The sequence below is a fragment of the Streptomyces sp. BBFR25 genome, assembly GCF_044590125.1.
Lineage (GTDB): Bacteria > Actinomycetota > Actinomycetes > Streptomycetales > Streptomycetaceae > Streptomyces > Streptomyces canus_D.
Map to the genome: position 1 here is coordinate 3,647,162 of NZ_CP172447.1, position 25,540 is coordinate 3,672,701.

Sequence of the window (25,540 nt, forward strand, 5' to 3'; positions counted from 1 at the left end):
CCGGCGGCCACGATGGCCCTACTGTGGTCGCCGTCGTCGGAAACACCCGGCACTGAAGGCACCGTAGGCACCGTAGGCACCGAGGAACGGGACGCAGTGGGCAGCAGAAGGGGCGCCGCCACCGAGCGGCGCAGGACGAAACCCGCCGTGATCGGCAGTGTGGCCGCCGTGGTCGTGGCCGGTGCCGGATTCGGTGCCTACGCGATGTACGGCGGTGGGGTCGACGGCGAGGACACCGCGCGCACCAAGTCCGCGGCGGCCCCGGAGAAGGTGAAGTCGGGCCCGCTGACGGCGGCCGAGGTCACCTCGACGGCCCAGCGGTTCCTGACCGCCTGGCAGCAGGGCGACGTGGCCGGCGCCGCCGCCGCGACCGACGACGCCGAGGCGGCGAAGGCCCTGCTCACCGGCTACACCAAGGACGCCCGCATCAAGGACGCCGCCTTCACCGCGGGCACCCCGGCCGGGGCCAAGGTCCCGTTCTCCGTGAAGGCCACCGTCGCCTACGAGAAGGCGACCGAGCCGCTGGCGTACGACAGCGCGCTGACCGTCGTCCGCCGGGAGGGGGACGGCGAGCCCCGCGTCGACTGGCACGCGGCCGTCGTGCACCCGGAGTTGCGGGACGGCGACAAGCTGGTCACCGGCAAGGCCGGGGATCCGCCGGTCAAGGCGCTGGACCGGGACGGCGCGGAGATCACCGCCGCCAAGTACCCGTCCCTCGGCACCGTCCTGGACGGTCTGCGCGACAAGTACGGCAAGAAGGCCGGCGGCACCCCCGGCGTCGAACTGCGCGCGGTGCGCGGCAAGGCGGCCGGTGACGGCGAGGACGGCAAGGGCTCGAAGGAGTCCGGGGCGGACGAAGTCGCCGACAAGACGCTGCTGGAGCTGAGCAAGGGCACTCCCGGCACCCTCAAGACGACGCTCGACCCCGCCCTCCAGGCCGCCGCCGAGAAGCAGGTGGACGGCAAGAAGGGCGCGTCGGTGGTGCTGCTGCGCGCCTCCACCGGCGAGGTCCTCGCGGTCGCCAACGGCGGGCACGGCTTCAACACCGCCTTCCTCGGCTCGCTCGCCCCCGGCTCCACGATGAAGGTCATCACGGCCTCGATGCTGCTGGAGAAGGACCTGGCGTCCGTGAACGAGAAGCACCCGTGCCCCAAGTTCTTCAGCTACGGCGGCTGGAAGTTCCAGAACGACGACAAGTTCGACATCAAGGACGGCACCTTCAAGGCGAGCTTCGCCCGTTCCTGCAACACCGCCTTCATCAGCCAGGCCCCGAAGCTGAAGGACGACGACCTGACCAGGCAGGCCAAGGAGGTCTTCGGCCTGTCCATGAACAACTGGTCGGTGGGCGTGTCCACCTTCGACGGCCGGGTGCCGGTGCAGAGCAAGGCCCAGATGGGCGCCTCGCTCATCGGCCAGGGCGGGGTGCGGATGAACCCGCTGAACATGGCGTCGGTGTCGGCGACCGTGAAGTCGGGCTCCTTCCACCAGCCGTACCTGGTCGCCCCGTCGGTCGACGGGCGGGCGCTCGCCACGGCCTCCCGCACGATGTCCGGCGAGACGCTCGGCGCGCTGCGCGAGCTGATGTCCTACACGGCGGCGTCCGGCACCGCCGCGGAGGCGATGGCCGGGGTGAGCGGTGACGTCGGCGCGAAGACCGGCTCGGCGGAGGTCGACGGCCAGGAGAAGCCCAACGGCTGGTTCACGGCGTACCGCGGGGACCTGGCGGCGGCGGGCGTGGTCCAGCAGGGCGGGCACGGCGGCGACACCGCGGGTCCGATCGTCGCGGCGCTGCTCAAGGCGGGCGGCTGACACCCAAGCGACCGGCACCCACCCGACCGGCACCCACCGTCCGCCGCGACGCGGCTCAATGGACCACCGGCTGTGCGGTGGCCTGGTACGTACGGCGCAGGAAGCGGATCAGTGCCTTGTTCTCGAACTGGACCACCGAGCAGCCCTGCGGGGAGTGGAACTCGACCACGGCCTGCACCCGCCCGCACGGCCACACCCGTACCTCGCCGCTTCCGGCGGGCGCCCGCAGGCCCTGTTCCAGCAGCGCGCGGGAGAAGGTCCACTCGCGGGCGCGGGCCGCACGGCCGCCCTTCCCGGGCAGGGCGACGCACACCTTCGTGGGGTCGAGCTGGGGGTCGTAGCGCAGGACGACGGGTATTGCTCCGCCGTCGTCCTCGTCGGGGAGGTCCGCGTCCGTGAGGATGTGGGCTCGTGCGAACTGTTCGACTACGGACATGGGGTCGCCCCTTACGCTCTGCCACCTTTGTTGAAGCTGTGGGTCCACCCCCCATCCAATGTCCCATATTTCCCGGCTCACGCCCTCTGGGCCGGATATCACATGTGAGATCGGCCTTACATCAGCCTTTACCTCGCTCTTGCGAACGAGTTGCAACTGGTCTCTATCATCGAACCGTGCATGTACCTGACGGATTCATCAACGCCCCGACCTCCGCCGTGACCGGAGTCGTCGCCGCGGGCGCCATCGCGGTCAGCCTGCGCGGCGCACGCCGCGAACTGGACGAGCGGACGGCGCCGCTGGCCGGGCTGGTCGCGGCGTTCATCTTCGCGGTGCAGATGCTGAACTTCCCGGTCGCGGCCGGGACCAGCGGGCATCTGCTCGGCGGCGCGCTGGCCGCGATCCTCGTCGGGCCCTATACGGGCGTGCTGTGTGTATCCGTCGTCCTGCTGATGCAGGGCATCCTCTTCGCCGACGGCGGCCTGACCGCGCTCGGCGTCAACATCACCGACATGGCGATCGTCACCACGGTCGTCGCCTACGCCCTCTTCCGGGGCCTGGTGAAGGTGCTGCCGCGCACCCGCCGCTCGGTCACCGTCGCCTCCTTCGTCGCCGCGCTCGTCTCCGTCCCGGCCGCCGCGCTCGCCTTCACGCTCCTGTACTGGATCGGCGGCACCACCGACGTCTCTATCGGCAAGGTCGCCACCGCGATGATCGGCGTGCACGTGCTGATCGGCATCGGCGAGGCCGCGATCACCGCGCTGACCGTCGGCGCCGTCATCGCCGTACGCCCGGACCTGGTGTACGGGGCGCGCGGGCTCCAGCAGCGGCTCAAGCTGCGGGTGAACGGCGAACTGGTCGACGCCCCTTCCGGCGCCGCACCGGCTCCGGCCCCGGTCGCCGCCCGCTCCCACCGCAAGGTGTGGATCACCGGTCTCGTCGCCTCCCTGGTCCTGGCCGGCTTCGTCAGCTTCTACGCCTCCGCCGACCCCGACGGCCTGGAGAAGGTGGCCTCCGACAAGGGCATCGACGAGAAGGCCGAGGAGCACGCCGCCGCCGACTCCCCGCTCGCCGACTACGGCGTCAAGGACATCACCGACGCCCGGGTCTCCGGGGGCCTCGCGGGCGTGATCGGCGTCGGCGTCACCGTCGTCGCGGGCAGCGCCGTGTTCTGGGCGGTGCGCAGGCGCCGCAGCGAGGACGCGTCCCCGAGCAACACCGAGACGACCGTCTGACGTGGGCGCCGGACACGCACATCGGCTCTACCGGCACGGCCACTCCCCCGTGCACGGTCTGCCGCCGCACACGAAGCTCGCCGCGGTCTTCGCCTTCGTGGTCGTCGTGGTGTCGACGCCGCGCGAGGCGATGTGGGCCTTCGGCCTGTACGCGCTGCTGCTCGCGGCGGTGGCGTACGCGGCCCGCGTGCCGCCCGGCTTCCTGCTCAAACGGCTGCTGATCGAGGTGCCGTTCGTCGCGTTCGCGGTGCTCATGCCGTTCGTGGCGGAGGGCGAGCGGGTCGACGTGCTCGGCCTGTCTCTGAGCGTCAACGGCCTGTGGGGCGCCTGGAACGTCCTCGCCAAGGGCACCCTGGGCGTCGCCGCCTCCGTACTCCTCGCCTCCACCACCGAGCTGCGGGAACTCCTCCTCGGCCTGCAGCGGCTGAAGCTGCCGCCGCTGCTGGTGCAGATCGCCTCGTTCATGATCCGGTACGGCGACGTGATCGCGGACGAGATGCGGCGGATGCGGATCGCCCGGGAGTCCCGGGGCTTCGAGGCGAGGGGCGTACGGCACTGGGGCGTGCTCGCCAAGTCCGCGGGGGCGCTGTTCATCCGCTCCTACGAGCGCGGCGAACGGGTCCACCTGGCCATGGTCAGCCGCGGGTACGCCGGTTCGATGCCGGTGATCGACGAGGTGACCGCGTCCCGGGCGCAGTGGTCGTACGCGCTGGCCCTCCCGTGTGCGGCGCTCGCCGTATGTCTGCTGGGATGGACCCTATGACAGCTGTCCCGGCCTCCCTCGACGTCTCCGGCCTCGCCTTCGCCTACCCCGACGGGCACCAGGCCCTGTTCGGCGTGGACTTCTCCGTGGCGCGCGGTGAGCGGGTCGCGCTGCTCGGGCCGAACGGCGCGGGCAAGACGACGCTCGTGCTCCACCTCAACGGCATCCTGACCGGCGGCACCGGCACGGTCACGGTGGCCGGGCTGCCGGTCGACAAGCGGAACATGGCCGAGATCCGGCGCCGGGTCGGCATCGTCTTCCAGGACCCCGACGACCAGCTGTTCATGCCGACCGTGCGCGAGGACGTGGCGTTCGGACCGGCGGCGGCCGGGGTGAAGGGGGCTGAGCTGGAGGCGTGCGTGGACCGGGCGCTCACTCTGGTCGGCATGGCGGAGTTCAAGGACCGGCCGCCGCACCACCTCTCCTTCGGCCAGCGGCGCCGGGTGGCGGTGGCGACCGTGCTCGCCATGGAGCCGGAGATCCTGGTCCTGGACGAACCCTCGTCCAACCTCGACCCGGCATCCCGCCGCGAACTCGCCGACATCCTGCGCTCCCTGGACGTCACGGTCCTGATGGTCACCCACGACCTCCCCTACGCCTTGGAGCTGTGCTCCCGCGCCCTGATCCTCAGCGACGGCGTGATCGCGGCGGACGGGCCCACCTCGGACCTGCTCTCCGACGACGACCTGATGCGCGCCCACCGCCTGGAACTGCCCTTCGGCTTCGATCCGCGGACGGTGTCGGCGAGCGGCTGAGGAATCGCGGACGGTCGGTGGTGGTTGCACCCACTGTCACGGACGACCGGAAGGGGCGCAGAACAGTGGACGGTGACGGGGACGCGGGCGTGAAGGTGCACGGCACGGTGGCCGCGGGCTTCGAGCCGGTGCGGGACGCGTTCGTACGGAACTTCACCGCGCTCGGCGAGCGGGGCGCGGCCGTCGCCGTCTACCGGGACGGGCGCAAGGTCGTCGACCTGTGGGGCGGCGCCAAGGACGTCGACGGCACCGCCGGCACCGAGCCGTGGCGCCGGGGCACCGCCCAGGTGGTCCGCTCGGCGACCAAGGGCGTCGCCGCCGCCGTGCCGCTGCTGCTGCACCGTCGCGGGGAGCTGGACCTGGACGCGCCGGTGGGCGAGTACTGGCCGGAGTTCAAGGCGCACGGCAAGGAGCGGGTGCTGGTCCGGCACGTGCTGAACCACCGGGCCGGGCTGCCGGTCCTGGACCGCCCGCTGACCCCCGAGGATGCCCTGGACCCGCTGCGGGGCCCCGCGGCCGTCGCCGCCCAGACGCCGGTCTGGGAGCCCGGCACCGACCACGGCTACCACGCGCTGACCTACGGCTGGCTGCTCGACGAGCTGGTCCGCCGGGTGAGCGGCGGGCGGGGCGCCGGGCAGTGGATCGCGGACGAGATCGCCGGTCCGCTGGGCCTGGACCTGTGGGTGGGGCTGCCCGCGGCGGAGGAGGCGGCGGGCCGGGCCGGTCGCGTCGGGCGCCTCGACGAGCCGGAGCCGTCGAGTCCCGGCAACGTCCCGCGGCTGCGCCCCAAGCGCTCCGTCACCGAGGCCTACGACAACCCGGACTCCCTCACCCGCCGCGCCTTCGCCGCGATCACCCCGTTCCCCGACCAGAACGACCCGGTGTACCGCGCGGCCGCGCTCCCGGCCGCCAACGGCATCGCGACGGCCGACGGTCTGGCCCGCTTCTACGCGGCGCTGATCGGCGAGGTCGACGGCGTGACGCGCGGCGTGCGGCTGTTCGACCCGGCGACCATGGAACTGGCCCGCGCCGAGGAGTCCGCCGGGCCCGACCGGGTCCTGGTCGTGGGCACCCGGTTCGGCCTCGGCTACATGCTGCACGGCAGCGCGTCCCCGTTCCTGGCCCCCGGCTCCTTCGGCCACCCGGGCCGCGGCGGCTCCCTGGGCTTCGCCGACCCGGAGGCCGGAATCGCCCTGGGCTATGTCACCAACGGCTTCCGCAAGACCGTCACGGCGGACCCGCGGGCGCAGGCGCTGGTACGGGCGGTCCGCGCGTCACTCGGCTAGGGCGGCTGGGGCGGCTGGGGCCCGCCCGACGGGCAGGCCCTTCACGGGTTCAGACGTGGATGGGGTGCGAGGTCCGCCCGGACGCCGCGTCGATCTCGTCGTGGGCCTTGGTGAGCAGTTGCATCGCCAGCTCGTTCAACGCCCGTGCGCCCGCGACCTCCTCACCGACCCGTGGCTGCTGGGAGTCGACCCGGTGACGGCTGGCGTGGCCGTGCGCGCGGACCTCGGTGCCGTCGGGGAGCCGCACCATCGCGACCGCCCGCGTGTGCTGGTCGTCCTCCACGAACTCCAGCTCGACATGCCATCCCACTGTGGTGTGCATCATGACGATCACCTCCGGAATACCTCCTTCCAGGGTGCGCCTCGCGGCGGCCGTCCGCACCATCCCGTCGGCCGCGGCTATCCGGTGTGCAGCATCAGCCCGATCCCGACGACCAGGAGGCCCGCCGCCGCGATGCGGGGCGCGCCGAACCGCTCCTTGAAGAACAGGGCCCCTATCGCGGCGCCGACCAGGATGGACGACTCGCGCAGGGCGGCGATGGGCGCGAGTTCGGCGCGGGTCTGCGCCCACAGGACCAGGGCGTAGGCGGTGACGGACAGGGCCGCGCCGACCAGTCCGAGTCCGGCCCGCGGCCGCAGCAGCGCCCAGGCCCCGGCGCGGTGCCGGTACAGGAAGTACGCGGGCAGGACCGTGCCCTGCACCGCCATCAGCCAGGCGATGTAGCCGAGGGAGGACCCGGAGGCGCGTACGCCGAGGCCGTCGACGACCGTGTACGCGGCGATGGTCGCGCCGGTCGCCAGGGCGGCGCCGATGGCCGCCCAGTCGGGCCGGCGTCCGCGCAGCCCCCACAGGGCGACGCCGGTCAGTCCGGCGCAGGAGACCAGGACGCCCGCGGTCGCCCAGCCGTCCGGCACCTCGTGGGCGAAGACGGCGGCGAGGACGGTGACCAGCAGCGGCGCGCTGCCGCGGGCGATCGGGTAGGCCTGGCCGAAGTCGCCCAGTTGGAAGGAGCGCATCAGCAGGGCGTAGTACGCGATGTGGACGGCGGCGGAGACCAGCAGGTAGGGCCAGGCTCCGGCCGCCGGGAACGCGGTGAACGGCACCAGCGCGAGGCCGATGAGCATCCCGCCGCCGGAGATCAGCGCGAACCCGGTCAGCTTGTCGGTGATCCGGTGGGCGATGGCGTTCCAGCTGGCGTGGGTGACCGCCGCGAGCAGGACGGCGGCGGTGACCAGCGGGGTCACTCGGAGCGCTCGCGCACGTCCACGAGGGTGGCACCGGCGGTGGCGACGAGGTCCTCGGGCTCCATCGGGAAGACGGCGTACGGGGTTCCGGCGGCGGCCCAGACGACGTCGTGGGCGAGCAGCGACCGGTCGGCGAGCACCCGGGTCCTGGTCCGGTGCCCGAAGGGCGGCACCCCGCCGATCGCGTACCCGGTGGTCTCCCGTACGACGTCGGCCTTGGCCCGGGTGACCTTCTGGGCGCCGAGTTCCTCGCGGACCCGGTCCAGGTCGACGCGGGAGGCGCCGTCCATGAGGACGAGTACGGGCACGCCGTCCGCGGCGAAGATGAGCGACTTGCAGATCTGGCTCAGCTCGCAGCCGACTGCGGCGGCGGCCTCGGTGGCGGTGCGGGTGGCCTCCGGGAAGCGGCGGGCCCGTCCGGCCAGGTCGCCGAGGCCCAGTTCGCCGAGGGCGGCGGCGAAGCGGGGGTGGGCCGCGGAGGCGGCGGCGGAGTCGGAGGCGTCGTCGGTCGTCGTCATGGATGGCACCGTAGCGGTACGTGTAGCCCACAGGCGACCGGGTTGCCCAGCCGCGCCAGGCGGTCGAGGGCGCCCCGGAACGGAGGAAGCCGGTGAGGGCAGCCCCGTCCCCACGGAACCCTCACCGGCTGGTCTGTGCCGTCCTCCTGTCAGAGGCCGCGGCGACTGGTCAGGTGCGCACCAGCGCCCGGTCCTCGTCGGGGTCGGCGCCCCGCTCGTCGGCCGTGCGCAGGCCCTCGCCCTCGACGTCCACGTTGGGCAGCGCGCGGTCCAGCCACTTCGGCAGCCACCAGGCCTTCTTGCCGAGCAGGGCGAGGACCGCCGGGACGATGGCCATGCGGACGACGAACGCGTCGAAGAAGACGGCGATCGCGAGGCCGAAGCCGATCATCTTCACCATCGACTCGCTGGAGCCGATGAACCCGGCGAAGACCGCCATCATGATCACCGCGGCGGCCGTGACGACCCGTGCGCCGTGCTTGAAGCCGGTGACGACGGCCTGGTGGGGCGTCTCGCCGTGGACGTACGCCTCCCGCATGCGGGTGACCAGGAAGACCTCGTAGTCCATGGCCAGGCCGAAGACCACGCCGACCATGAAGATCGGCATCATCGACATGACCGGGCCCGTCTCCTCGACGCCCATCAGGCCGGACAGCCAGCCCCACTGGAAGACCGCGACGACCGCGCCGAGCGCCGCCATGACCGAGAGCAGGAAGCCGAGGGCCGCCTTCAGCGGGACCAGGATCGAGCGGAAGACCACGATGAGGAGGAGGAAGGCCAGGCCGACGACCAGGACCAGGTACGGCACCAGCGCGTCGTTGAGCTTCTGGCTGACGTCGATGTTCATCGCCGTCGAACCGGTGACCAGGGTCTCGGCGCCGGTCTTCGCCTCGATGTCGCCGCCCGCGTCCCGGATGGCGTGCACCAGGTCCTCGGTCTGCACGGAGGACGGCTTGGAGTCCGGGACCACGGTGATCGTCGCGGTGTCGCCGCCCTTGTTGGGGGCGGGCGGGGTCACCGCCACGACGCCGTCGAGGTCCTTGATCCGCTTCTCGACGTCGGTGAAGGCGTCCTTCGGGGCGTCGCTCCCCTTGGCGTCCACGACGACCATCAGGGGGCCGTTGAAGCCGGGGCCGAAGCCCTCCGACAGCAGGTCGTAGGCGCGGCGCTGGGTGGTGGACGTCGGCTGGGAGCCGTCGTCGGGCAGGCCCAGCTCCAGGGAGGTCGCGGGGACCGCGGCGGCGCCGAGGCCGATGACGCCCAGGAGGAGGACGGCGAGGGGGCGGCGGACGACGAAGCTCGCCCAGCGGGTGCCCAGGTTGGCCTTCGGCCGGCCCTCGGACTGCTCGGCGTCCTTGCGGGAGCGGCCGAACCGCTTGCCCTTCGCACCGGCCGGCTTGACCCGGCGCCCGGCGTAGCCGAGCAGCGCGGGGATCATGGTCAGCGCGATCAGGACCGCGATGGCGACGGTGCCGGCCGCCGCAATGCCCATCTTGGTGAGCATCGGGATGTTGACGACCGCGAGACCCACCAGGGCGATGACGACCGTGAGTCCGGCGAAGACGACCGCGGAGCCCGCGGTGCCGACCGCCCGTCCGGCGGCCTCCTCGCGTTCACGCCCCTCGGCGAGTTCGGCGCGGTAGCGGGAGACGATGAACAGGGCGTAGTCGATGCCGACCGCGAGGCCGATCATCATCGCCAGGATCGAGGTGGTCGAGCCCAGTTCGAGCGCGCTCGCCAGCGCGGTGATCGAGGAGACGCCGATGCCCACGCCGATCAGGGCGGTGAGCAGAGGCAGCCCGGCCGCGACCAGGGAGCCGAAGGTGATGACCAGGACGACGGCGGCGACCGCGATGCCGATGATCTCGGTGGCGCCGGTCTCCGGGACGGCCTGGAGCGCGTCACCGCCGATCTCGACGGTCAGCCCGGCGTCGCGCGCCTGCTGGGCGGCGTCCTCCAGGGCCTCCTTGGTGGACTCCTCCAGCTCCATGCCGGAGACGTCGTACTTCACCGAGGCGTAGGCGACCGTGCCGTCCTTGCTGACGGCGTTGCCCTTGTAGGGGTCGGCGACCGAGGCGACCTCGGAGCCGTCCGCGAGTTCGTCGACGGTCTTGTGGACGGCCGCCTTGTTGTCGGCGTCCGTCATCTTCTCGCCGGACGGCGCCTTGAAGACGACGCGTGCGGTCGCCCCGTCGGCGCTCTGGCCGGGGAAGCGCTGTTCCAGCAGGTCGAAGGCCTTCTGGGCCTCCGTTCCCGGTATGGAGAAGGAGGAGTTGCCGGCGGGCGGGGCGCTGGCCGCGCCGACGCCGGCGAGCGTCAGCAGGGCCACCCAGATCAGGGCGACGAAGTGTCGTCGGCGGAAGGCGAGCCGGCCGAGTTTGTAGAGGAACGTGGCCACGAGGGCGTACTCCCGGTCAGGTCGTGGATCTTCAGGGCAGGGGGGATCGGCCCGACGACGTGAGCGGTTACGTCAGGTGGGGCTCAGACGGTGCGTGGGGAGGTCAGTGGGTGGAGACGCCGAGGGCGGGGAGGATCACGGCGTCGACGTAGGAGGCGAGGAACGCCCGGGTCGGCGGCTGGTCGTCCAGCAGCGTGCGGGTGGCGAACCCGCCGACCATCATGTGCACGAGGAAGTCCAGCGCCGGGCAGTCCGCTCTGATCTCACCGCGGTCGACGGCGCGTTGCAGCACACGCTGGAACTCGGCCATCTCCGGTTCGATGAGCTGTTCCCGGAACGCCTGGCGGAGGTCCGGGTTCTGGTGCAGGGCCATGGCGACGCCCCGCATCAGCGCGGAGTTCTGTTCCATGGTGCAGTCGTCCTCGCGCACCATGAGGGCGTGCAGGTCGCCGCGGAGCGAGCCGGTGTCGACGTCGCCGATCTTGCCCGGCTTGTTGTGCCGCATGGCCTTCACGACCAGCTCCGGCTTGCCGCCCCACTGGCGGTAGAGCGTCGCCTTGCTGGACCGGGTGCGGGCGGCCACGGCGTCCATGGTGAGGGCGTCGTAGCCGACTTCGCGGAGCAGGTCGAGCACGGCCTCGTACAGCTCGGCCTCGCGCTCGGGAGTGATCCGGCTGCGGCGCGCGGTGGCGGTCTCCGTCATCTCGCTCACTCCTCTCCGTTCCGGTCGGCCGGTCCACTCGACCGGAACGACACCGTTTCGTACATGACGAATGTACCCCACCGTCTAGCGAAACGAAACGGTTTCGTTCGTGGTGTGGGTCACGGTTGTCGGCGCCGCATAAGTTGCCGGTACCCGGTGCCCGGAAAAGCATGGGGTGGGTGAGTTATCTGCGCCTTCCGCACCTCAGTGGCGACCAGCTGTGTTTCGTGGCCGAGGACGACCTCTGGCTCGCGTCCCTCGACGGTCCGGGGCGGGCCTGGCGGCTCACCGTCGACCGCACCAAGGCCGGTCCCCCGCGCTTCTCCCCCGACGGCCGCCACATCGCGTACACCAGCTGGCGCAGTCTGGTGCCGGAGGTCCACCTGGTGCCGGTGGACGGCGGCCCCGGACGGCAGCTCACCCACTGGGGCGGCTTCGACACCCGGGTCTGCGGCTGGTCGCCGCCCGACCCCGACGGCACCACCGCCGTCCTCGCCGTCGCCTCGCACGGCGAGCCGTTCTCGCACCTCACCTGGGCCTACAAGGTCACCCCCGACGGCGACCCCGGCCGCAAGCTGCCCTGGGGCCCGGTCACCGACATCCAGGCCGCCGACCTCGACGGCGAACGCAGAACCCTGCTCCTGACCGGCACCCCGCCGCACGAGCCCGCCGCCTGGAAGCGCTACCGGGGCGGCGCCACGGGCCGGCTCTGGCTGCACGGCGAGCGGCTCCTGCCCGACCTCGGCGGACACCTCGCCTCTCCCATGTTCGTCGGCGGCCGGATCGCTTTCCTCTCCGACCACGAGGGCGTCGGCAACCTCTACTCCTGCGCCCACGACGGCACCGGGTTGCGCCGCCACACCGACCACGACGCGTTCTACGCCCGCAACGCCTCCAGCGACGGCACGCGGGTGGTGTACCAGTGCGCGGGCGACCTGTGGATCGTGGACGACCTCGCGCCCGGCTCGGCGCCGCGCAAGCTCGACGTACGGCTGAGCGGTCCGCGCGCGGGACGGCGTACGTACCAGGTGCCGGCCGCCCAGCACGTGGGCGGCGTCTCCGTCGACGAGACGGGCCGCGCGAGCGCCGTCGTCGTACGCGGCAGCCTGTACTGGCTCACCCACCGCGACGGCCCGGCCCGCACCATCGCGGACACCCCCGGGGTACGGGTGCGGCTGCCGGAGATGCTCGGGGAGAGCGGACGGATCGCGTACGTCACGGACGCGGAGGGCGAGGACGCCGTCGAGATCTCCTATCTGCCCCGGGCGACCGGCGGCCGCGCGACCCGGCGACTGGCCTCCGGGTGCCTCGGCCGGGTCCTGGAGCTGGTCTCGGACCCGGCGGGCGACCGGCTCGCCGTCGCCTCGCACGACGGACGGCTGCTGATCCTCGACGTCGCCGAGCCGGACACGGCGGTGGCGCCGACCCCGGAGGCGGAGGACGCCGGGGACACCGGCACACCGGGCGACGCCGGTACGGCGGGGAACGCCGACACACAGGGCGGCACCGACACCCCCGCCACCGCCGCAGGCCGGGTCACCGAGCTGATCCGCTCCGTCAACGGCCCCGTGCGCGACCTCGCCTTCTCCCCCGACGGGGCCTGGCTCACCTGGTCGCACCCCGGCATCGGGCGCACCCTGCGGCAGATCAAGATGGCCCGGATCGACGGCCCGGAGGGCACCCTCGTCGTCGACGTCACCAACGGCCGCTTCGAGGACGAGAACCCGGTGTTCACCCGGGACGGCCGCTACCTCGCCTTCTTGTCCTGGCGCGGCTTCGACCCGGTGTACGACGTGCACACCGGCGACCTGTCCTTCCCGCTGGGCTGCCGCCCCTACCTGGTGCCGCTGTCCTCCGCGACCCCCTCCCCCTTCGCCCTGAACCCGGAGGGCCGTCCCGCCGCCGGTGGCCTGGACCCCCTGGAGGACGAGCCCGGCGAGGGCGGCGCGGTCACCGTCGAGGTCGAGGGTCTGGAGAACCGGGTGACGCCGTTCCCGGTCACCGCCTCCAAGTACTCGACGCTGGAGCCGGTCGCGGGCGGCGGCCTGGTCTGGCTGCGCTGGCCGATCTCGGGCGCGCTCGGCGAGACCTTCGCCAACCCGGCCGACCCGAGCGAGCGGCCCACGCTGGAGCACTTCAACCTGGCCAAGGCGAAGAAGTCCGAACTGGTCGACCACCTGGACTGGTTCCGGGTCAGCGGCGACGGCAGCCGCCTGGTCGTGCTCGACGAGGGCGACCTGCGCGCCGTACCGGCGACCGAGGTGGGCGACGGCGACTCGACCACCTGGATCGACCTGCGGCGCATCCTGCACGAGGTCGACCCGGCCGCCGAGTGGCGCCAGGCGTACGACGAGGCGGGCCGCCTGATCCGCGCCTACTTCTGGGACCCCGGCATGTGCGGCATCGACTGGGACGCGGTCCTCGACCAGTACCGCCCGCTGCTCGAACGCGTCGCCTCCCCCGACGAGTTCGCCGACCTGCTGCGCGAGGTGCTCGGCGAGCTGGGCACCTCGCACGCCTACGTCGTCGCCGCCCGGCGCAACGAGGGCCCGGCGCACTACCAGCGCTGGCAGGGCCTGCTCGGCGCCAACTTCGTCTGCCGCGACGGGCGGTGGGTGGCCAAGCGCATCCTGCCGGGCGACTCCTCCGACTCCAAGGCCCGCTCCCCGCTGGCGGGCACGGGCATCCGCGACGGAGCCGTGCTGACCCACGTCGACGGCCGCCCGGTCGACCCGGTCAGGGGACCGTCCCCGCTGCTGGCGGGCGCGGGCGGTACGACGGTGGAGCTGACCTTCTCCCCCGCCGAGGGGTGCCGGGGCCCCTCCCGCCGGGTCGCCGTCGTACCGCTCGTCGACGAACGCCCCCTGCGCTACCAGGACTGGGTGGCCAAGCGCCGGGAGGTGGTGCGGGAGTTGAGCGGCGGCCGGTGCGGCTACCTGCACATCCCCGACATGGGCGGCTCCGGCTGGGCGCAGTTCAACCGCGACCTGCGCATGGAGGTGTCCCGGCCCGCGCTCATCGTGGACGTGCGCGGCAACGCGGGCGGGCACATCAGCGAGCTGGTCATCGAGAAGCTGACCCGGACCATCCTGGGCTGGGACCTGACGCGGGACGCCCAGCCGGTGTCGTACACCTCCAACGCGCCGCGCGGGCCGGTCGTGGCGGTCGCGGACGAGGCGACCTCATCCGACGGCGACATGATCACGGCCGCTTTCAAGCTGCTGCGGCTCGGCCCGGTGGTCGGGCAGCGCACCTGGGGCGGCGTGGTCGGCATGACCGGCCGGCACCGGCTCGGCGACGGCTCGGTGATCACGGTGCCGATGAACGCGGCCTGGTTCGACGCCTACGGCTGGTCCGTGGAGAACTACGGCGTCGCCCCCGACGTCGAGGCCCTGCGCACCCCGCTGGACTGGGCCGAGGGCCGCTACCCGGTCCTGGACGAGGCGGTCCGGCTGGCGCTGGAGCTGCTGGAGACCAACCCGCCCGCCACACCGCCCGGTTACGACGCCGTACCGGACCGCTCGCGTCCGCCGCTGCCGCCGCGGGAGTAGAACCCGCGCGAGACCTCCGGGGCACGGGAAAGGGCGCCCACCCGCAACCACCGGGGGGCGCCCTCTCACTTCAGCCGCGGCGCGTCAGGCGTCGAAGCTGTCCTGCAGCCGCTCGTCCTCGTCGCGACGGCGCGAGGACGGGTCCTGGTGCTCCGACTCGCGGCGGCGCGAGGCGGGCGAGGACGGGTCGATCTCGTCCTCGTCGCGACGGCGGTCGCGGTTCTGGAACTGGTCCCGCGCCTGCTCGGCCCGCTGCTTGCCCTGCTGCTGCATGCGCTCGGCCTTGTCCTGGAACTGGTCCTTCATACCCATGTGGGCTCACTCCTGTGGTGATCGGGCCCGACCGGATCGGCCGGGCGCTCGATCAGATTCACACGAGCCGTGACCGTGCGCATGTCGATCACTTACGGACCGTAGTCGTGCTGGTCGGGCGGTGTTCGTCGGCCGCTCCACCGGCACCGACCAGGCCGATCCGCCTGCCGTTCAGCCGGTCCCCGAAGCGCCGCATCTCGCGCTGCCCGACGGTGCCGATGACGGCCGGCAGATAGCCGCGCACGCCCTGCATGCCGCGCAGCCACCACTGCCCGTAGACGTGCGCGGAGCGACGCTCGACGCCCTCCACCAGCCGGTCGACCGCCGGGCCCAGCGGATAGGTCTTGTTCGACGGCCAGGGCAGCCGCTGCCGCAACTCCCGCATGACGTCGTCCTGGTCGGCGCCGCGCACCATGTCGGTGTCGGTCCAGGACAGATAGCCGACGCCCACCTTCACGCCCCGGTGCCCGACCTCGCCGCGCAGGCTGTGCGCGTACGCCTCGACGCCGGACTTGGAGGCGCAGTAGGCGCTCATCATCGGGGCGGGGGTGAGGGCGGCCAGCGAGGCGATCTGGAGCAGGTAGCCGCGGCTCTCCAGCAGGGCGGGCAGGAAGGCGCGGGCGGTGACGGCCGAGCCGATCAGGTTGACCTCGATCACCCGCCGCCAGGACTCCGGGTCGGAGTCGACGAAGGGGCCGCCGGTGGCCACACCCGCGTTGGCGACGACGATGTCGACCTTCCCGAAACGATCCTTCACCTCCGCCGCCACCCGGGCCATCGCCTCGTGGTCGGTGACGTCGGCGTGCCAGTGGTCGCTGTCGCTGTGCAACCGGGCGGAGACCTGCTTGAGTTCGTCCGGCTCCAGGCCGACCAGCGCCACCTTCACCCCGCGCGCGGACAGCTTGCGGGCCATCAACTCCCCCACGCCCCGCGCGGCTCCGGTGACGACGGCGACCCGCCCCTCCAGGCTCACCCTGCTCATACGCTCTCCTCGACGGGTACGGCACGCTCACCGCGTGCGCTGGGTATGTAGGTGGCCGCGAGGGCCCGTATCTTCCCGCTGACCAGCTCCGGGGCCTCCACCGGCGTCATGTGGCCGAGACCCGGGAGTTCGGTGAGGCCCACGCAGTCGGGCAGCGCGGCGGCCAGCTCGCGGGCGTGCACGGGCGGCGTCAACCGGTCCGCCGTACCGACCACGATCTCCACCGGCATCCGCAACTCCCGTACGCCGTGCTCGAGGTCGAGCACGTCGAGCACCTGGGACCAGCCGTGCCGCACCCGGCTCGGGCAGGCGTGCACGATCCGGGCGCAGGCGTCGACCATGTGCGGGGCCGAAGCGGGGCCCATCGTCCCGTACTTGAGGATGCGGCGGGCGAGCGGTGTGACCGGCCCGAGCGGCGCCCGGGAGCCGAGGACGCGCCGGGTCAGCCAGGTGCGCGCCCGGCCCGCCCGCATCGGCAGCACGGTGGCGGACGCCACCAGCCGCGCGCTGCCCGTGCTGCACAGCAGGACGGCCGCCGCGTGCTCGCGCACCGCGGGCCGCGTCGCCGCGGCCATCAGCGTCATCCCGCCCATGGAGTGCCCGGCGATCACGGCGCGCTCGCCCGGCGCGAGGGTGGCCTCCAGTACGGCTTCGAGGTCGTCGGCGAGCGGCTCGGTGCCGTACGCCGGGTTGGCCGGGCTGCGGCCGTGGCCGCGCTGGTCGTAGGCGATGACGCGGTGGTCGGCGGCCAGTGCGCGGATCTGCGCCGCCCAGAAGGCGATGGAGCAGCACCAGCCGTGGGCGAGGACGACCGCGGGCGCGTTCTCGGGTCCGTGCACCTCCACGTGTATCCGGGCGCCGTCGGCGGCGGTGACGGTCAGCTCGCGGGCGGGCACGGGCGGGGCGTACGGCCCGTCGGCGACGTGCAGCAGGCGGCTCACGCGCTCACCTCGGCGTCCGCGTCGACGGCCTTCCCGGTGGCCTTCGCCGTGGTCTGCGCGGGGGCCGGGCGCAGCACCTGGTACTCCGCGAGGTCCACGCGCCGCGTCGCGCGCCGGAACTCGGCGGTCGTACCGGGCCAGACGGTGGTGTTGCGGCCGCTCGCGTCCAGGTACCAGCTGGTGCAGCCGCCGGTGTTCCACACGGTGCGCTTCATGCGCTCCTGCACCCGGTGGTTCCAGTTGCGCACGGCGGCGGGGCGCGGGTCGAGGGCGGTGCGTCCGCCGAGGACGTTCAACTGCCGCAGGTAGTCCGCCATGTAGTTCAGCTGGGACTCGATCATCAGGATCATGGACGAGTTGCCGAGGCCGGTGTTGGGCCCGATGACCGTCATGAAGTTGGGGAAGCCGGCCGCCGTGCCGCCGCGCAGCGCCTCCATGCCGCCCTTCCAGGTCTCGGCCAGCGTCCGCCCGTCCGCGCCCACGACCCGCTCGGCGATGGGCATGTCGGTGACGTGGAAGCCGGTGCCGAAGATGATCGCGTCCGCCTCGGCCTCGGTACCGTCGGCGGCGACCAGCGTCGACCCGCGCACCTCGCTCAGGCCGCTCGCGACCACGTCCACATTGGGCCGGGCGAGCGCCGGGTAGTAGGTGCTCGACAGCAGGATCCGCTTGCAGCCGATGCGGTAGTCGGGGGTGAGCTTGGCGCGCAGGGCCGGGTCCTTGATCGCGGCGCCCATGTTGCGCTTGGCGATCTGCTCGACGAAGCCCAGTTCGTCGGGGTGCTTGGTGAACGCCTGCACCTGGAGTTCCCGGATGCCCCACAGCAGCCCGCGGCGGAGCTTGGTGGTGACGGGCAGCGCCCGGTGCAGGGCCCGTTCGGCGCCGCTGATGGCCCGGTCCATGCGGGGCATCACCCAGGCCGGGGTGCGCTGGAAGAGGGTGAGCCGGTCCACCTTCGGCTGGATGGACGGCACGATCTGGATGGCGGAGGCGCCGGTGCCGATCATGGCGACGCGCTTGCCGGTGAGGTCGTAGTCGTGGTCCCAGCGGGCCGAGTGGAAGACCTTGCCGGGGAAGGAGTCGAGCCCCGGGATGTCCGGCATCTTGGGGTCGGACAGCGGTCCGGTCGCGGAGACGACGACGTCGGCGGTGAGGGTGCCGCGCACGGTCTCGATCTCCCACCGCAGCTGCTCGGTGTCCCACGTCATCCGCTTCACCTCCGAGTCGAAGCGGAGGTGGGGGCGCAGCCCGAAGGTGTCGGTGACGTGCTCCAGGTAGGCGCGGATGTGCTCCTGCCCGGAGAAGGTGCGGGGCCACTCGGGGTTGGGTGCGAAGGAGAAGGAGTACAGGTGGGACGGCACGTCGCAGGCGCAGCCGGGGTAGCTGTTGTCCCGCCAGGTGCCGCCGACGCTGCCGGACCGCTCCAGTACGACGAAGTCGATGATCCCTTCGCGCCGCAGCCGCACGGCGGCCCCCAGCCCGCCGAAGCCGGACCCGATCACCGCCACCCTTACGTGTTCGTGAACCTGCTCGTGCTCGGCCATCTGGGAGCCTCCACGCTTGCCTGGACCGTCTGGAACCTGGAACCGTCTGGAACCATGCCAGTGAACACTGGCGCAATGGGAGCGTAGAGCAGCTCCGTACTCATGGGTAGGGGTCGGGCGGAGGAAAGTTACCGGCGGTACGCCATAAGGTCGTGGACGTGACCGAGAAGCGCGAATACCGCATGGAGGAACTGGCCGGGCTGGCCGGCATCACGGTGCGCACCCTGCGCTTCTACCGCGAACGCAAACTGATCCCGCCGCCCCGCCGCGAGGGCCGCATCGCCTGGTACGACGACCACCACCTGGCCCGACTGCGCACCATCGCCGCCCTCCTGGAGCGCGGCCACACCCTGAACGGCATCGCGGAGCTGGCCGACGCCTTCGACCACGGCCGCGACGTCGGCGACCTGCTCGGCCTCGGCGAACCCACCGAGGAGACCCCGGTCCGCCTCACCCCCGAGGAACTCGCCGCCCGCTTCGAGGGCGAGGTCACCCCGGAGAACCTGGCCGCCGCGATGGAGCTGGGCTACCTCGGCACCGACGGCGACGAACTGGTCCACATAAGCCACCGCCTGCTGGAGGTCTCCTCCGCCCTGGTCCGCGAGGGCATCCCGCTCGGCGAGGTCCTCCAGGCCGGCGCCCGCGTCCGCGAGCACGCCGACGCCCTCGCCGAACTCTTCGCCGACCTGATACTGCGTCACGCCGCCGAACCGGAACTCCACCGCCTGCGCCCGCTGGCCCGCAGCGTGGTGGAGGCGGAACTGTCGCTGGCGCTGGACCGGCGGATGCGGAAGGGCTCGGAGTAGGTCTTGGCCCCGGCCGTCAGGGGCCGTAGACCACCGTGACCGGCGCGTGGTCCGACCAGCGCTCGGCATGCGTGGCGGCCCGCTCGACGTACCCCTTGAGCGCCCTGGCCGCCAGCCCGGGAGTGGAGAGGTGGTAGTCGATGCGCCACCCCGAGTCGTTGTCGAAGGCCCGCCCCCGGTACGACCACCACGAGTACGGTCCCTCGACGTCCGGGTGCAGCGCGCGCACGACGTCCACGTATCCGCCCTCCGCCGGGTCGAGGACGCGGCTCAGCCACTCCCGCTCCTCCGGCAGGAACCCGGAGTTCTTCTTGTTGGCGCGCCAGTTCTTCAGGTCGGCCTCGCGGTGGGCGATGTTCCAGTCGCCGCAGACGACGACCTCGCGCCCCTCGGCGGCGGCGCGCTCGCGCAGGCCCTTGAGGTGGGCGAGGAACTCGCCCATGAAGCGGACCTTCTCGTCCTGGCGCGCGGTGCCGACCTCGCCGGAGGGCAGGTAGAGCGAGGCGACCGTCACACCGGGCAGGTCGGCCTCGACGTAGCGGCCGCTGGTGTCGAACTCGGTCGAGCCGAAACCCACGCGGACGGCGTCGGGCTCACGGCGCGTGTAGAGGGACACCCCGGCGCGGCCCTTGGCGGCGGCGGGGGCGTGCGTCACGTGCCAGCCCTCGGGCGTGCGGACGTGTTCGGGCAGTTGGTGAGGTTCGGCCCGCACCTCCTGGAGGCACAGCACGTCGGCGGAGGTCTCGGCGAGCCACTCCACGAAGCCCTTCTTCGCGGCGGCGCGCAGACCGTTCACGTTCACGGAGGTCACGGTGAGCACCAGGGCACGATACCGGCACACTGGACGGTGTCCCGCTCCGGATACGCATCGATATACGGTAGGAAGCATGAACATACGCCGGGTCCCCTTCGACCACCCCGACGCCGTGAAGCTCAACGACGAGGTCCAGGCCGAGTACGACGTCCGCTACGGCGACGGCGGCGACGCCACGCTCCTGGACCCGGCGGACTTCGCGCCGCCGAACGGCCAGTACCTGGTCGCGTACGACGAGAACGACGTCCCGGTCGCCTCGGGCGGCTGGCGCAGCCAGGACGCCAACGACGAGGGCAATCTCGACGGGGACGCCGAACTCAAGCGGATGTTCGTGGTCGAGCAGGTGCGCGGGCGCGGGCTGGCCCGCCGCATCCTGGCCGCCCTGGAGGAGGACGCCCGTGCGGCGGGCCGCACCCGGATGGTGCTGGAGACCGGCACGAAGCAGCCGGAGGCGGTGGCCCTGTACACCTCCAGCGGCTACGAGCCGTGCGGGAAGTTCGGCTACTACCGCTTCCACGAGGAGAGCCTCTGCTACGCGAAGGCGCTCCAGGCCCCGTAAGACCCTCTGACCGCCGCCGTCAGGCCGTGCCGCCCGAGGATGCATCCCGGCGGCACGGGGGCTCGGAGGACCGGCCCCGTCCGGTCCCAGTCCCGGTCCCGGGAACGACGAAGGTCCCGTCCGATCGTCATGATCGGACGGGACCTTCGTCAATGTGCGTGGACCTGAGGGGATTTGAACCCCTGGCCCCCTCGATGCGAACGAGGTGCGCTACCGGACTGCGCCACAGGCCCTTGCAACGAGTGAAACTCTAGCACCCCGTCCGGCCTGCTCAAAAATCCCTTCCGGCTACTCGTTGGCCGCGCGGGGACGGTCGCCGTCCTCGTACTGGTCGAACAGCGGCGTGCGGCCCCGTTCCCTGGCCCGGCGGGCCGAGGCGGCGCGGCGGGCGTCGCTGCGGCCCGGGGTCTCCGGCCGCTCCTCGGCCGGCGCGGCCGCCTGGCGGTCGCGGTCCGGGTCGGCGGCCCGCGCGGCGGCGTCCTCCTGGTCGGGGGCGACGGCACTGGAGCGGGCCGAGCTCCACGCGTCCGGCGCCGCGAGGTCCACGTCGGGCGTGGCGCGGGGGGCGACCGGGGCGGTCACGTAGGTGGGCAGCGGGACCGGGACCGGGTCCCAGCTGTCGCCCTGCGGGCGCCCTCGGCGTTCCCGCTGCTGGTCGACCCACTCGGCGTGGTCGGTCTGCTCGACCAGTGCCCGCCGGTCCGCGGCGAGCGCCGACATCCCGGCGCCGGGCTCCGCCTCGGGCCCCTCGTCCGGCTCCTCGGCGTCGAGGTCGCCGACGGTGCCGGGGGCGGAGGGGGCAGGCCCGCGCCGGCGCGGGCGGGGGTCGCGGTCACGCAGTCGCTGTGCGGCGGCCTCGGCCTGGCGGCGGTCCATCTGGAAGGCGAAGCGGCGGCGCTCCTGCGCGCGCAGGTGCGCGATGTAGGCACTGAGCAGCACCGCGGGTACTCCTGGTGCCCACAGGAACGCGAGCCCGCCGACCGCCGCGACGACCGCGCCGAGCGTGAAGGCGAGGAACAGCATCACGGTCGTACGCCGGCGGCGCGCGAGCACCTTGCTGCGCCGAGCCCGTGCCGCGGCCGCCGGTGAGACGGGGGCGCGCCGGGCCTGCGGCACCCGGGCCCGCGCCGGTGCCGCGCCGGTACCGGCCGGGTCGCCGGGTTCCTGGGACGGTCCGGGTCTCGGGCCGCGCTCGGGTCCGCCGGACTGCGGGCGCGCCGGTTCGGGCCGCTCCGCCGCCTGTCGCGGCGGGGTCGGCCGGGTGTGCCGTCGGGTCCTGGACACGGCGAAGGCCCGGACGTCCACCGAGTCGGTGACGGCGTCCGGGGCGTCGGCGTCGGGCCCCGCCTCGTCGGCGGAGCGCGACTGCAGGTCCTTGGCGTACCGGCGCTCCATGCCCGCCCGTCCGGACAGGAGCCGGATGGCGGTGCTGAAGCGTTCCGTCGGACGGGCCTCGTTCAGCTCGTCCTGCCTACGGAGCCACATCGGCACCAAGTAGGCGGCCCAGGCCCCGACGATGACTGCGTAGATGAGGCCGCTGCTGCTCACGCCTCACACGGTAGAGGGGTTTGCGTGAGGCGATCCGCCAATTGAGCCGGTGTGTCGCACGATCTGGCTGATATTTCGAACTTTTCTTGTGACTGATCCGATCAGCCGACCGCCAGGACCGCGAAATTATCCGCTTCCGGATGGTCGCAGCCTGCTCAATTTCGAACGTTTATTCAATTCCCGGGGCTGCCGTGCTACCGGTGCCGCCGGGGCCTCCGCTGTTTCCGGCGTTCGGTGTACCGCGGTGCCGTGACCGGTGCCATCGCCGCAGCATGCCCTCGGGGACCTCTTCCGCGGTGAGCGCGAAGACGAGGTGGTCGCGCCAGGCTCCGTCGATGTGCAGATATCGCGGCCTGAGCCCCTCCTCGCGGAATCCGAGTTTCTCCACGACCCGGCGGCTGGGCGCGTTCTCGGGGCGAATACAGACCTCGACGCGATGCAGTCCGACGGTGCGGAAACAGTGGTCCACGGCCATCGCCACGGCCGTGGGCATCACCCCGCGGCCGGCCACCGCCTCGTCCACCCAGTAGCCGACGTGGCCGGAGCACATCGAGCCCCAGGTGATGCCGGCCACCGTCAACTGGCCGACCAGCCGCCCCTGGTACTCGATGACGAAGGGCAGCATCCGACCCGCGTGGGCCTCGGAGCGCAGGTGCCGCACCATCTGGCGGTAGGTCGGCCGGTGCGCGATCGGGCCGCCGGGTCCGGGCGGCGGGATGGTGGCCTCCCACGGGCGCAGCCAGTCCCGGTTGCGCCGGTTGACCTCGCGCCAGGCCCGCTGGTCGCGCAGCCTTATCGGCCTCAGGACGATGTCGCCGTCCCTCAGCTCGGCGGGCCAGGAGGGGCTGTTCAGCTCACACCCCCACCGCTGGCGGGTCTCGGGTGGTCGCCGCCGCGGAGCTGGTCCACGGCGTGCTTCAGCAGCGGCTCCAGCACGGCGAGGCCGTCCTTCACCCCGCCGGAGGAGCCCGGCAGGTTGACGATCAGCGTCCCGTCCGCCACTCCGGCCAGTCCCCTGGACAGCGCCGCGGTCGGCACCTTGTCCCGGCCGTACGCCCGGATCGCCTCCGCGATGCCCGGCACCTCGTAGTCGATCACCGCCCGGGTCGCCTCGGGGGTGCGGTCGGTGGGCGAGACGCCGGTGCCGCCGGTGGTGACGATCACGTCGTAGCCCGCTTCGGCGCCCGCGCGCAGGGCGGCTTCCACGGGGTCGCCGTCGGGGACGACCTGGGGGCCGTCGACTGCGAAGCCGAAGCGGCGCAGCCCCTCGGCGATCAGCGGTCCGCCCTTGTCCTCGTAGACACTGGCGGCGGCCCGGTTGGACGCCGTGACGACCAGGGCGGCGTACGGCCCGAGGAGGGCTCCTCCCGCGCCGTCGTCCGGCGTCATGACCTGGTCCAGTCGCCGGACTTGCCGCCCGTCTTCTGCTCCACCCGCACGTCCGTGATGACCGCTCCCTTGTCGACCGCCTTGACCATGTCGACCACGGTGAGCGCGGCGACGGAGACCGCGGTGAGCGCCTCCATCTCGACGCCCGTGCGATCCGTCGTGCGCACCGTGGCGGTGATCTCCACGGCGTCGTCCGCGACCGACACATCCAGTTTCACACCGGAGAGGGCCAACGGGTGGCACAAGGGGATCAGGTCGGGGGTGCGCTTGGCACCCATGATGCCCGCGATCCGGGCGGTGGCCAGGGCGTCGCCCTTCGGCACGCCCTCGCCGCGCAGCAGCTCGACCACGCGGGGCGCGACGAGGACGCGTCCAGTGGCGCGGGCGGTGCGTGCGGTCACGTCCTTGCCGGACACGTCGACCATCCGGGCGGCGCCCGCCTCGTCGATGTGTGTCAGCCGGCCTTGCGGGTCCTGTCCGCTGCTCGGCGGTCGGTCCTGCGTACTCATGCTCGTGTGGCGCTCCCGGTCGTGGCCCGGCGCGGTGCGGGGCGTGGGCCTGCTGTGCGCGACACGGTACCGCCATCGGGGCCCGCTCAGCCGAGCAGGACCACCTCGACCTCGGCGCCGGGCTCGACGGATTCGGTGTCCTCCGGGACGACGATCAGCGCGTTCGCGTGCGCGAGGGCGGCCACGAGGTGGGAGCCGGAGCCGCCGACCGGGGTGACCGAGCCGTCGGCGTGGCTGCCCCGCAGGAACTGGCGGCGGCCCTTCGGCGAGGTCAGCGCCTTGTCCGCGGTCAGGGACGCGGTGACCGTCGGGCGGTGCACGTCGGGCAGGCCCATGAGGGTGCGGATCGCGGGGCGCACGAACAGCTCGAAGGAGACGTACGACGACACCGGGTTGCCGGGCAGGGCGAGCAGCGGGGTGTGGTCGGGGCCGATGGAGCCGAAGCCCTGGGGCTTGCCGGGCTGCATGGCGAGCTTGCGGAAGTCCACGCCGCCGCCCGGCTCGTCCTCGTCGCCGACGTGCGCCAGCGCCTCCTTGACCACGTCGTAGGCCCCGACGCTCACGCCGCCGGTGGTGACCATCAGGTCGGCGCGCACCAGTTGGTCCTCGATGGTGGACCGCAGGGTCTCGGCGTCGTCGGCGACCGCGCCCACCCGGTAGGCGATGGCACCGGCGTCGCGGGCGGCCGCGGTGAGGGCGAAGCTGTTGGAGTCGTAGATCTGCCCGGACGCCAGCTGCTCGTCGGGCTGGACCAGTTCGCTGCCGGTGGAGAGCACCACCACGCGCGGGCGCGGGCGCACGCGTACCGTGCCCCGGCCGATCGCGGCGAGCAGGCCGATCTGCGGCGGGCCGAGGACCGTACCGGCCGCCAGGGCGCGGTCGCCGGAGCGGACGTCGCTGCCCTGCGCGCGGACGTGCGCGCGTGCCTCGGCCGGGCGGTACACGTGGACGTGGCCCTGGGCACCCTCCGGGGCCAGACTGCGGGCGCGCATGCCGGACACCGGGCCCTCGCCCAGCCCGCCGTCGGTCCATTCGACGGGGACGACGGCCTCGGCGCCGGGCGGAAGCGGGGCGCCGGTCATGATGCGCGCGGCCTGGCCGGGGCCCACGGCGACCGGGTCGGTCTGGCCGGCGGCGACGTCCCCGACGACCTCCAGGACGGCGGGGAACTCCTCGCTGGCGCCCGCGACGTCGGTGACCCGCACCGCGTACCCGTCCATGGAGCTGTTGTCGAACGGCGGCAGGGACAGCGGCACCGTGATGTCGTCGACCAGGACGCACCCCTGGGCGTCGAGCAGGTTCAGCTCGATCGGGTCCAGGGGGCGGACGGTGGCGAGGACGTCGTCCAGGTGGTCCTGCACCGACCACAGCCGGTCCGGGCCGGGGCCCGCGGCGGCGTGGTCGTGGCCGGTGTCACGGTGTGCGCTGCTGCTCAAC

At 72.8% G+C, this 25,540-nt stretch carries 24 protein-coding genes and 1 tRNA gene; 8 read left to right on the forward strand and 17 right to left on the reverse strand.

The window, feature by feature from the left end; translation table 11 throughout:
• The first annotated feature begins 96 nt into the window (after positions 1-96).
• A complete protein-coding gene (locus ACGH52_RS16445; protein ID WP_399940158.1) occupies positions 97-1,809 on the forward strand; it encodes a penicillin-binding transpeptidase domain-containing protein in 1,713 nt (570 codons plus the stop codon).
• 55 nt (positions 1,810-1,864) lie between these two features.
• Here ACGH52_RS16445 and ACGH52_RS16450 read toward each other — a convergent pair whose 3' ends face one another.
• Entirely contained in the window at positions 1,865-2,245 is a 381-nt protein-coding gene (locus ACGH52_RS16450) for an SsgA family sporulation/cell division regulator (protein WP_059301232.1), read from the reverse strand.
• Between the two features lie 176 nt (positions 2,246-2,421).
• Here ACGH52_RS16450 and ACGH52_RS16455 point away from each other — a divergent pair, with 176 nt between their 5' ends.
• From ACGH52_RS16455 to ACGH52_RS16470, 4 genes are all read left to right on the forward strand, one after another.
• Positions 2,422-3,480 (forward strand): energy-coupling factor ABC transporter permease, encoded by a 1,059-nt coding sequence (locus tag ACGH52_RS16455; RefSeq protein ID WP_210973928.1) that lies wholly within the window; start codon positions 2,422-2,424, stop codon positions 3,478-3,480.
• 1 nt (position 3,481) lies between these two features.
• Positions 3,482-4,243 (forward strand): cobalt ECF transporter T component CbiQ, encoded by a 762-nt coding sequence (cbiQ, locus tag ACGH52_RS16460; protein WP_076974797.1) that lies wholly within the window; start codon positions 3,482-3,484, stop codon positions 4,241-4,243.
• Entirely contained in the window at positions 4,240-4,998 is a 759-nt protein-coding gene (locus tag ACGH52_RS16465) for an energy-coupling factor ABC transporter ATP-binding protein (protein WP_059301235.1), read from the forward strand. Before cbiQ ends, ACGH52_RS16465 begins: the two co-directional genes overlap by 4 nt.
• Before the next feature lie 89 nt (positions 4,999-5,087).
• On the forward strand, positions 5,088-6,284 hold the full coding sequence (locus tag ACGH52_RS16470) for a serine hydrolase domain-containing protein (protein WP_193777748.1): 1,197 nt from the start codon (positions 5,088-5,090) through the stop codon (positions 6,282-6,284).
• 49 nt (positions 6,285-6,333) lie between these two features.
• On the opposite strand, the gene ACGH52_RS16475 is transcribed toward ACGH52_RS16470, so the two are convergent.
• From ACGH52_RS16475 to ACGH52_RS16495, 5 genes are all read right to left on the reverse strand, one after another.
• Positions 6,334-6,609 carry a DUF1876 domain-containing protein gene (locus ACGH52_RS16475; protein WP_059301362.1) on the reverse strand — a complete coding sequence of 92 codons (276 nt, stop codon included), beginning with the start codon at positions 6,607-6,609 and terminating at the stop codon, positions 6,334-6,336.
• Between the two features lie 74 nt (positions 6,610-6,683).
• A complete protein-coding gene (locus ACGH52_RS16480; RefSeq protein ID WP_059301236.1) occupies positions 6,684-7,529 on the reverse strand; it encodes a DMT family transporter in 846 nt (281 codons plus the stop codon).
• A complete protein-coding gene (locus ACGH52_RS16485; RefSeq protein ID WP_121703047.1) occupies positions 7,526-8,047 on the reverse strand; it encodes a YbaK/EbsC family protein in 522 nt (173 codons plus the stop codon). The genes ACGH52_RS16480 and ACGH52_RS16485 overlap by 4 nt, the downstream gene beginning before the upstream one ends.
• Before the next feature lie 169 nt (positions 8,048-8,216).
• Positions 8,217-10,445, reverse strand: a complete 2,229-nt coding sequence (locus tag ACGH52_RS16490) for an MMPL family transporter (protein ID WP_121703048.1) — start codon at positions 10,443-10,445, stop codon at positions 8,217-8,219.
• A gap of 103 nt (positions 10,446-10,548) precedes the next feature.
• Positions 10,549-11,148 carry a TetR/AcrR family transcriptional regulator gene (locus tag ACGH52_RS16495; RefSeq protein ID WP_052839282.1) on the reverse strand — a complete coding sequence of 200 codons (600 nt, stop codon included), beginning with the start codon at positions 11,146-11,148 and terminating at the stop codon, positions 10,549-10,551.
• A 170-nt stretch (positions 11,149-11,318) separates the two neighbouring features.
• Between ACGH52_RS16495 and ACGH52_RS16500 the strand changes: the two genes are divergently transcribed.
• Positions 11,319-14,699, forward strand: coding sequence for a S41 family peptidase (locus ACGH52_RS16500; protein ID WP_121703049.1), 3,381 nt, complete (start codon positions 11,319-11,321; stop codon positions 14,697-14,699).
• An 84-nt stretch (positions 14,700-14,783) separates the two neighbouring features.
• On the opposite strand, the gene ACGH52_RS16505 is transcribed toward ACGH52_RS16500, so the two are convergent.
• The 4 genes from ACGH52_RS16505 to ACGH52_RS16520 form a co-directional block, all read right to left on the reverse strand.
• The gene (locus ACGH52_RS16505; protein ID WP_003975647.1) at positions 14,784-15,011 is read right to left on the reverse strand and encodes a hypothetical protein; all 228 of its coding nucleotides are present in this window, start codon (positions 15,009-15,011) and stop codon (positions 14,784-14,786) included.
• An 88-nt stretch (positions 15,012-15,099) separates the two neighbouring features.
• Positions 15,100-15,993 carry an SDR family oxidoreductase gene (locus ACGH52_RS16510; protein WP_076974803.1) on the reverse strand — a complete coding sequence of 298 codons (894 nt, stop codon included), beginning with the start codon at positions 15,991-15,993 and terminating at the stop codon, positions 15,100-15,102.
• Positions 15,990-16,934 (reverse strand): alpha/beta fold hydrolase, encoded by a 945-nt coding sequence (locus ACGH52_RS16515; RefSeq protein WP_076974804.1) that lies wholly within the window; start codon positions 16,932-16,934, stop codon positions 15,990-15,992. Before ACGH52_RS16515 ends, ACGH52_RS16510 begins: the two co-directional genes overlap by 4 nt.
• The gene (locus ACGH52_RS16520) at positions 16,931-18,478 is read right to left on the reverse strand and encodes a flavin-containing monooxygenase (RefSeq protein ID WP_399940167.1); all 1,548 of its coding nucleotides are present in this window, start codon (positions 18,476-18,478) and stop codon (positions 16,931-16,933) included. Before ACGH52_RS16520 ends, ACGH52_RS16515 begins: the two co-directional genes overlap by 4 nt.
• A gap of 158 nt (positions 18,479-18,636) precedes the next feature.
• Between ACGH52_RS16520 and ACGH52_RS16525 the strand changes: the two genes are divergently transcribed.
• Positions 18,637-19,284, forward strand: coding sequence for a MerR family transcriptional regulator (locus ACGH52_RS16525; RefSeq protein WP_076974876.1), 648 nt, complete (start codon positions 18,637-18,639; stop codon positions 19,282-19,284).
• A gap of 16 nt (positions 19,285-19,300) precedes the next feature.
• Here the strand turns inward: ACGH52_RS16525 and ACGH52_RS16530 are convergent, their stop codons facing one another.
• Positions 19,301-20,104, reverse strand: coding sequence for an exodeoxyribonuclease III (locus tag ACGH52_RS16530; protein ID WP_399940170.1), 804 nt, complete (start codon positions 20,102-20,104; stop codon positions 19,301-19,303).
• Between the two features lie 67 nt (positions 20,105-20,171).
• Here ACGH52_RS16530 and ACGH52_RS16535 point away from each other — a divergent pair, with 67 nt between their 5' ends.
• On the forward strand, positions 20,172-20,657 hold the full coding sequence (locus ACGH52_RS16535; RefSeq protein WP_059301245.1) for a GNAT family N-acetyltransferase: 486 nt from the start codon (positions 20,172-20,174) through the stop codon (positions 20,655-20,657).
• Positions 20,658-20,816: 159 nt separating this feature from the next.
• On the opposite strand, the gene ACGH52_RS16540 is transcribed toward ACGH52_RS16535, so the two are convergent.
• The 6 genes from ACGH52_RS16540 to glp all read right to left on the reverse strand — a co-directional run bounded on the left by ACGH52_RS16540 (position 20,817) and on the right by glp (position 25,539).
• Positions 20,817-20,890, reverse strand: a tRNA-Ala gene (locus ACGH52_RS16540).
• Between the two features lie 55 nt (positions 20,891-20,945).
• Positions 20,946-22,205 carry a gephyrin-like molybdotransferase receptor GlpR gene (glpR, locus tag ACGH52_RS16545; RefSeq protein ID WP_399940175.1) on the reverse strand — a complete coding sequence of 420 codons (1,260 nt, stop codon included), beginning with the start codon at positions 22,203-22,205 and terminating at the stop codon, positions 20,946-20,948.
• A 169-nt stretch (positions 22,206-22,374) separates the two neighbouring features.
• Positions 22,375-23,058, reverse strand: coding sequence for a GNAT family N-acetyltransferase (locus ACGH52_RS16550; protein ID WP_210974065.1), 684 nt, complete (start codon positions 23,056-23,058; stop codon positions 22,375-22,377).
• A complete protein-coding gene (locus tag ACGH52_RS16555; protein WP_399940178.1) occupies positions 23,055-23,594 on the reverse strand; it encodes a molybdenum cofactor biosynthesis protein B in 540 nt (179 codons plus the stop codon). Before ACGH52_RS16555 ends, ACGH52_RS16550 begins: the two co-directional genes overlap by 4 nt.
• Positions 23,591-24,103, reverse strand: a complete 513-nt coding sequence (moaC, locus tag ACGH52_RS16560; protein ID WP_076974809.1) for a cyclic pyranopterin monophosphate synthase MoaC — start codon at positions 24,101-24,103, stop codon at positions 23,591-23,593. The genes ACGH52_RS16555 and moaC overlap by 4 nt, the downstream gene beginning before the upstream one ends.
• An 86-nt stretch (positions 24,104-24,189) precedes the next feature.
• A complete protein-coding gene (glp, locus tag ACGH52_RS16565) occupies positions 24,190-25,539 on the reverse strand; it encodes a gephyrin-like molybdotransferase Glp (protein ID WP_076974810.1) in 1,350 nt (449 codons plus the stop codon).
• Position 25,540 lies beyond the last annotated feature (1 nt).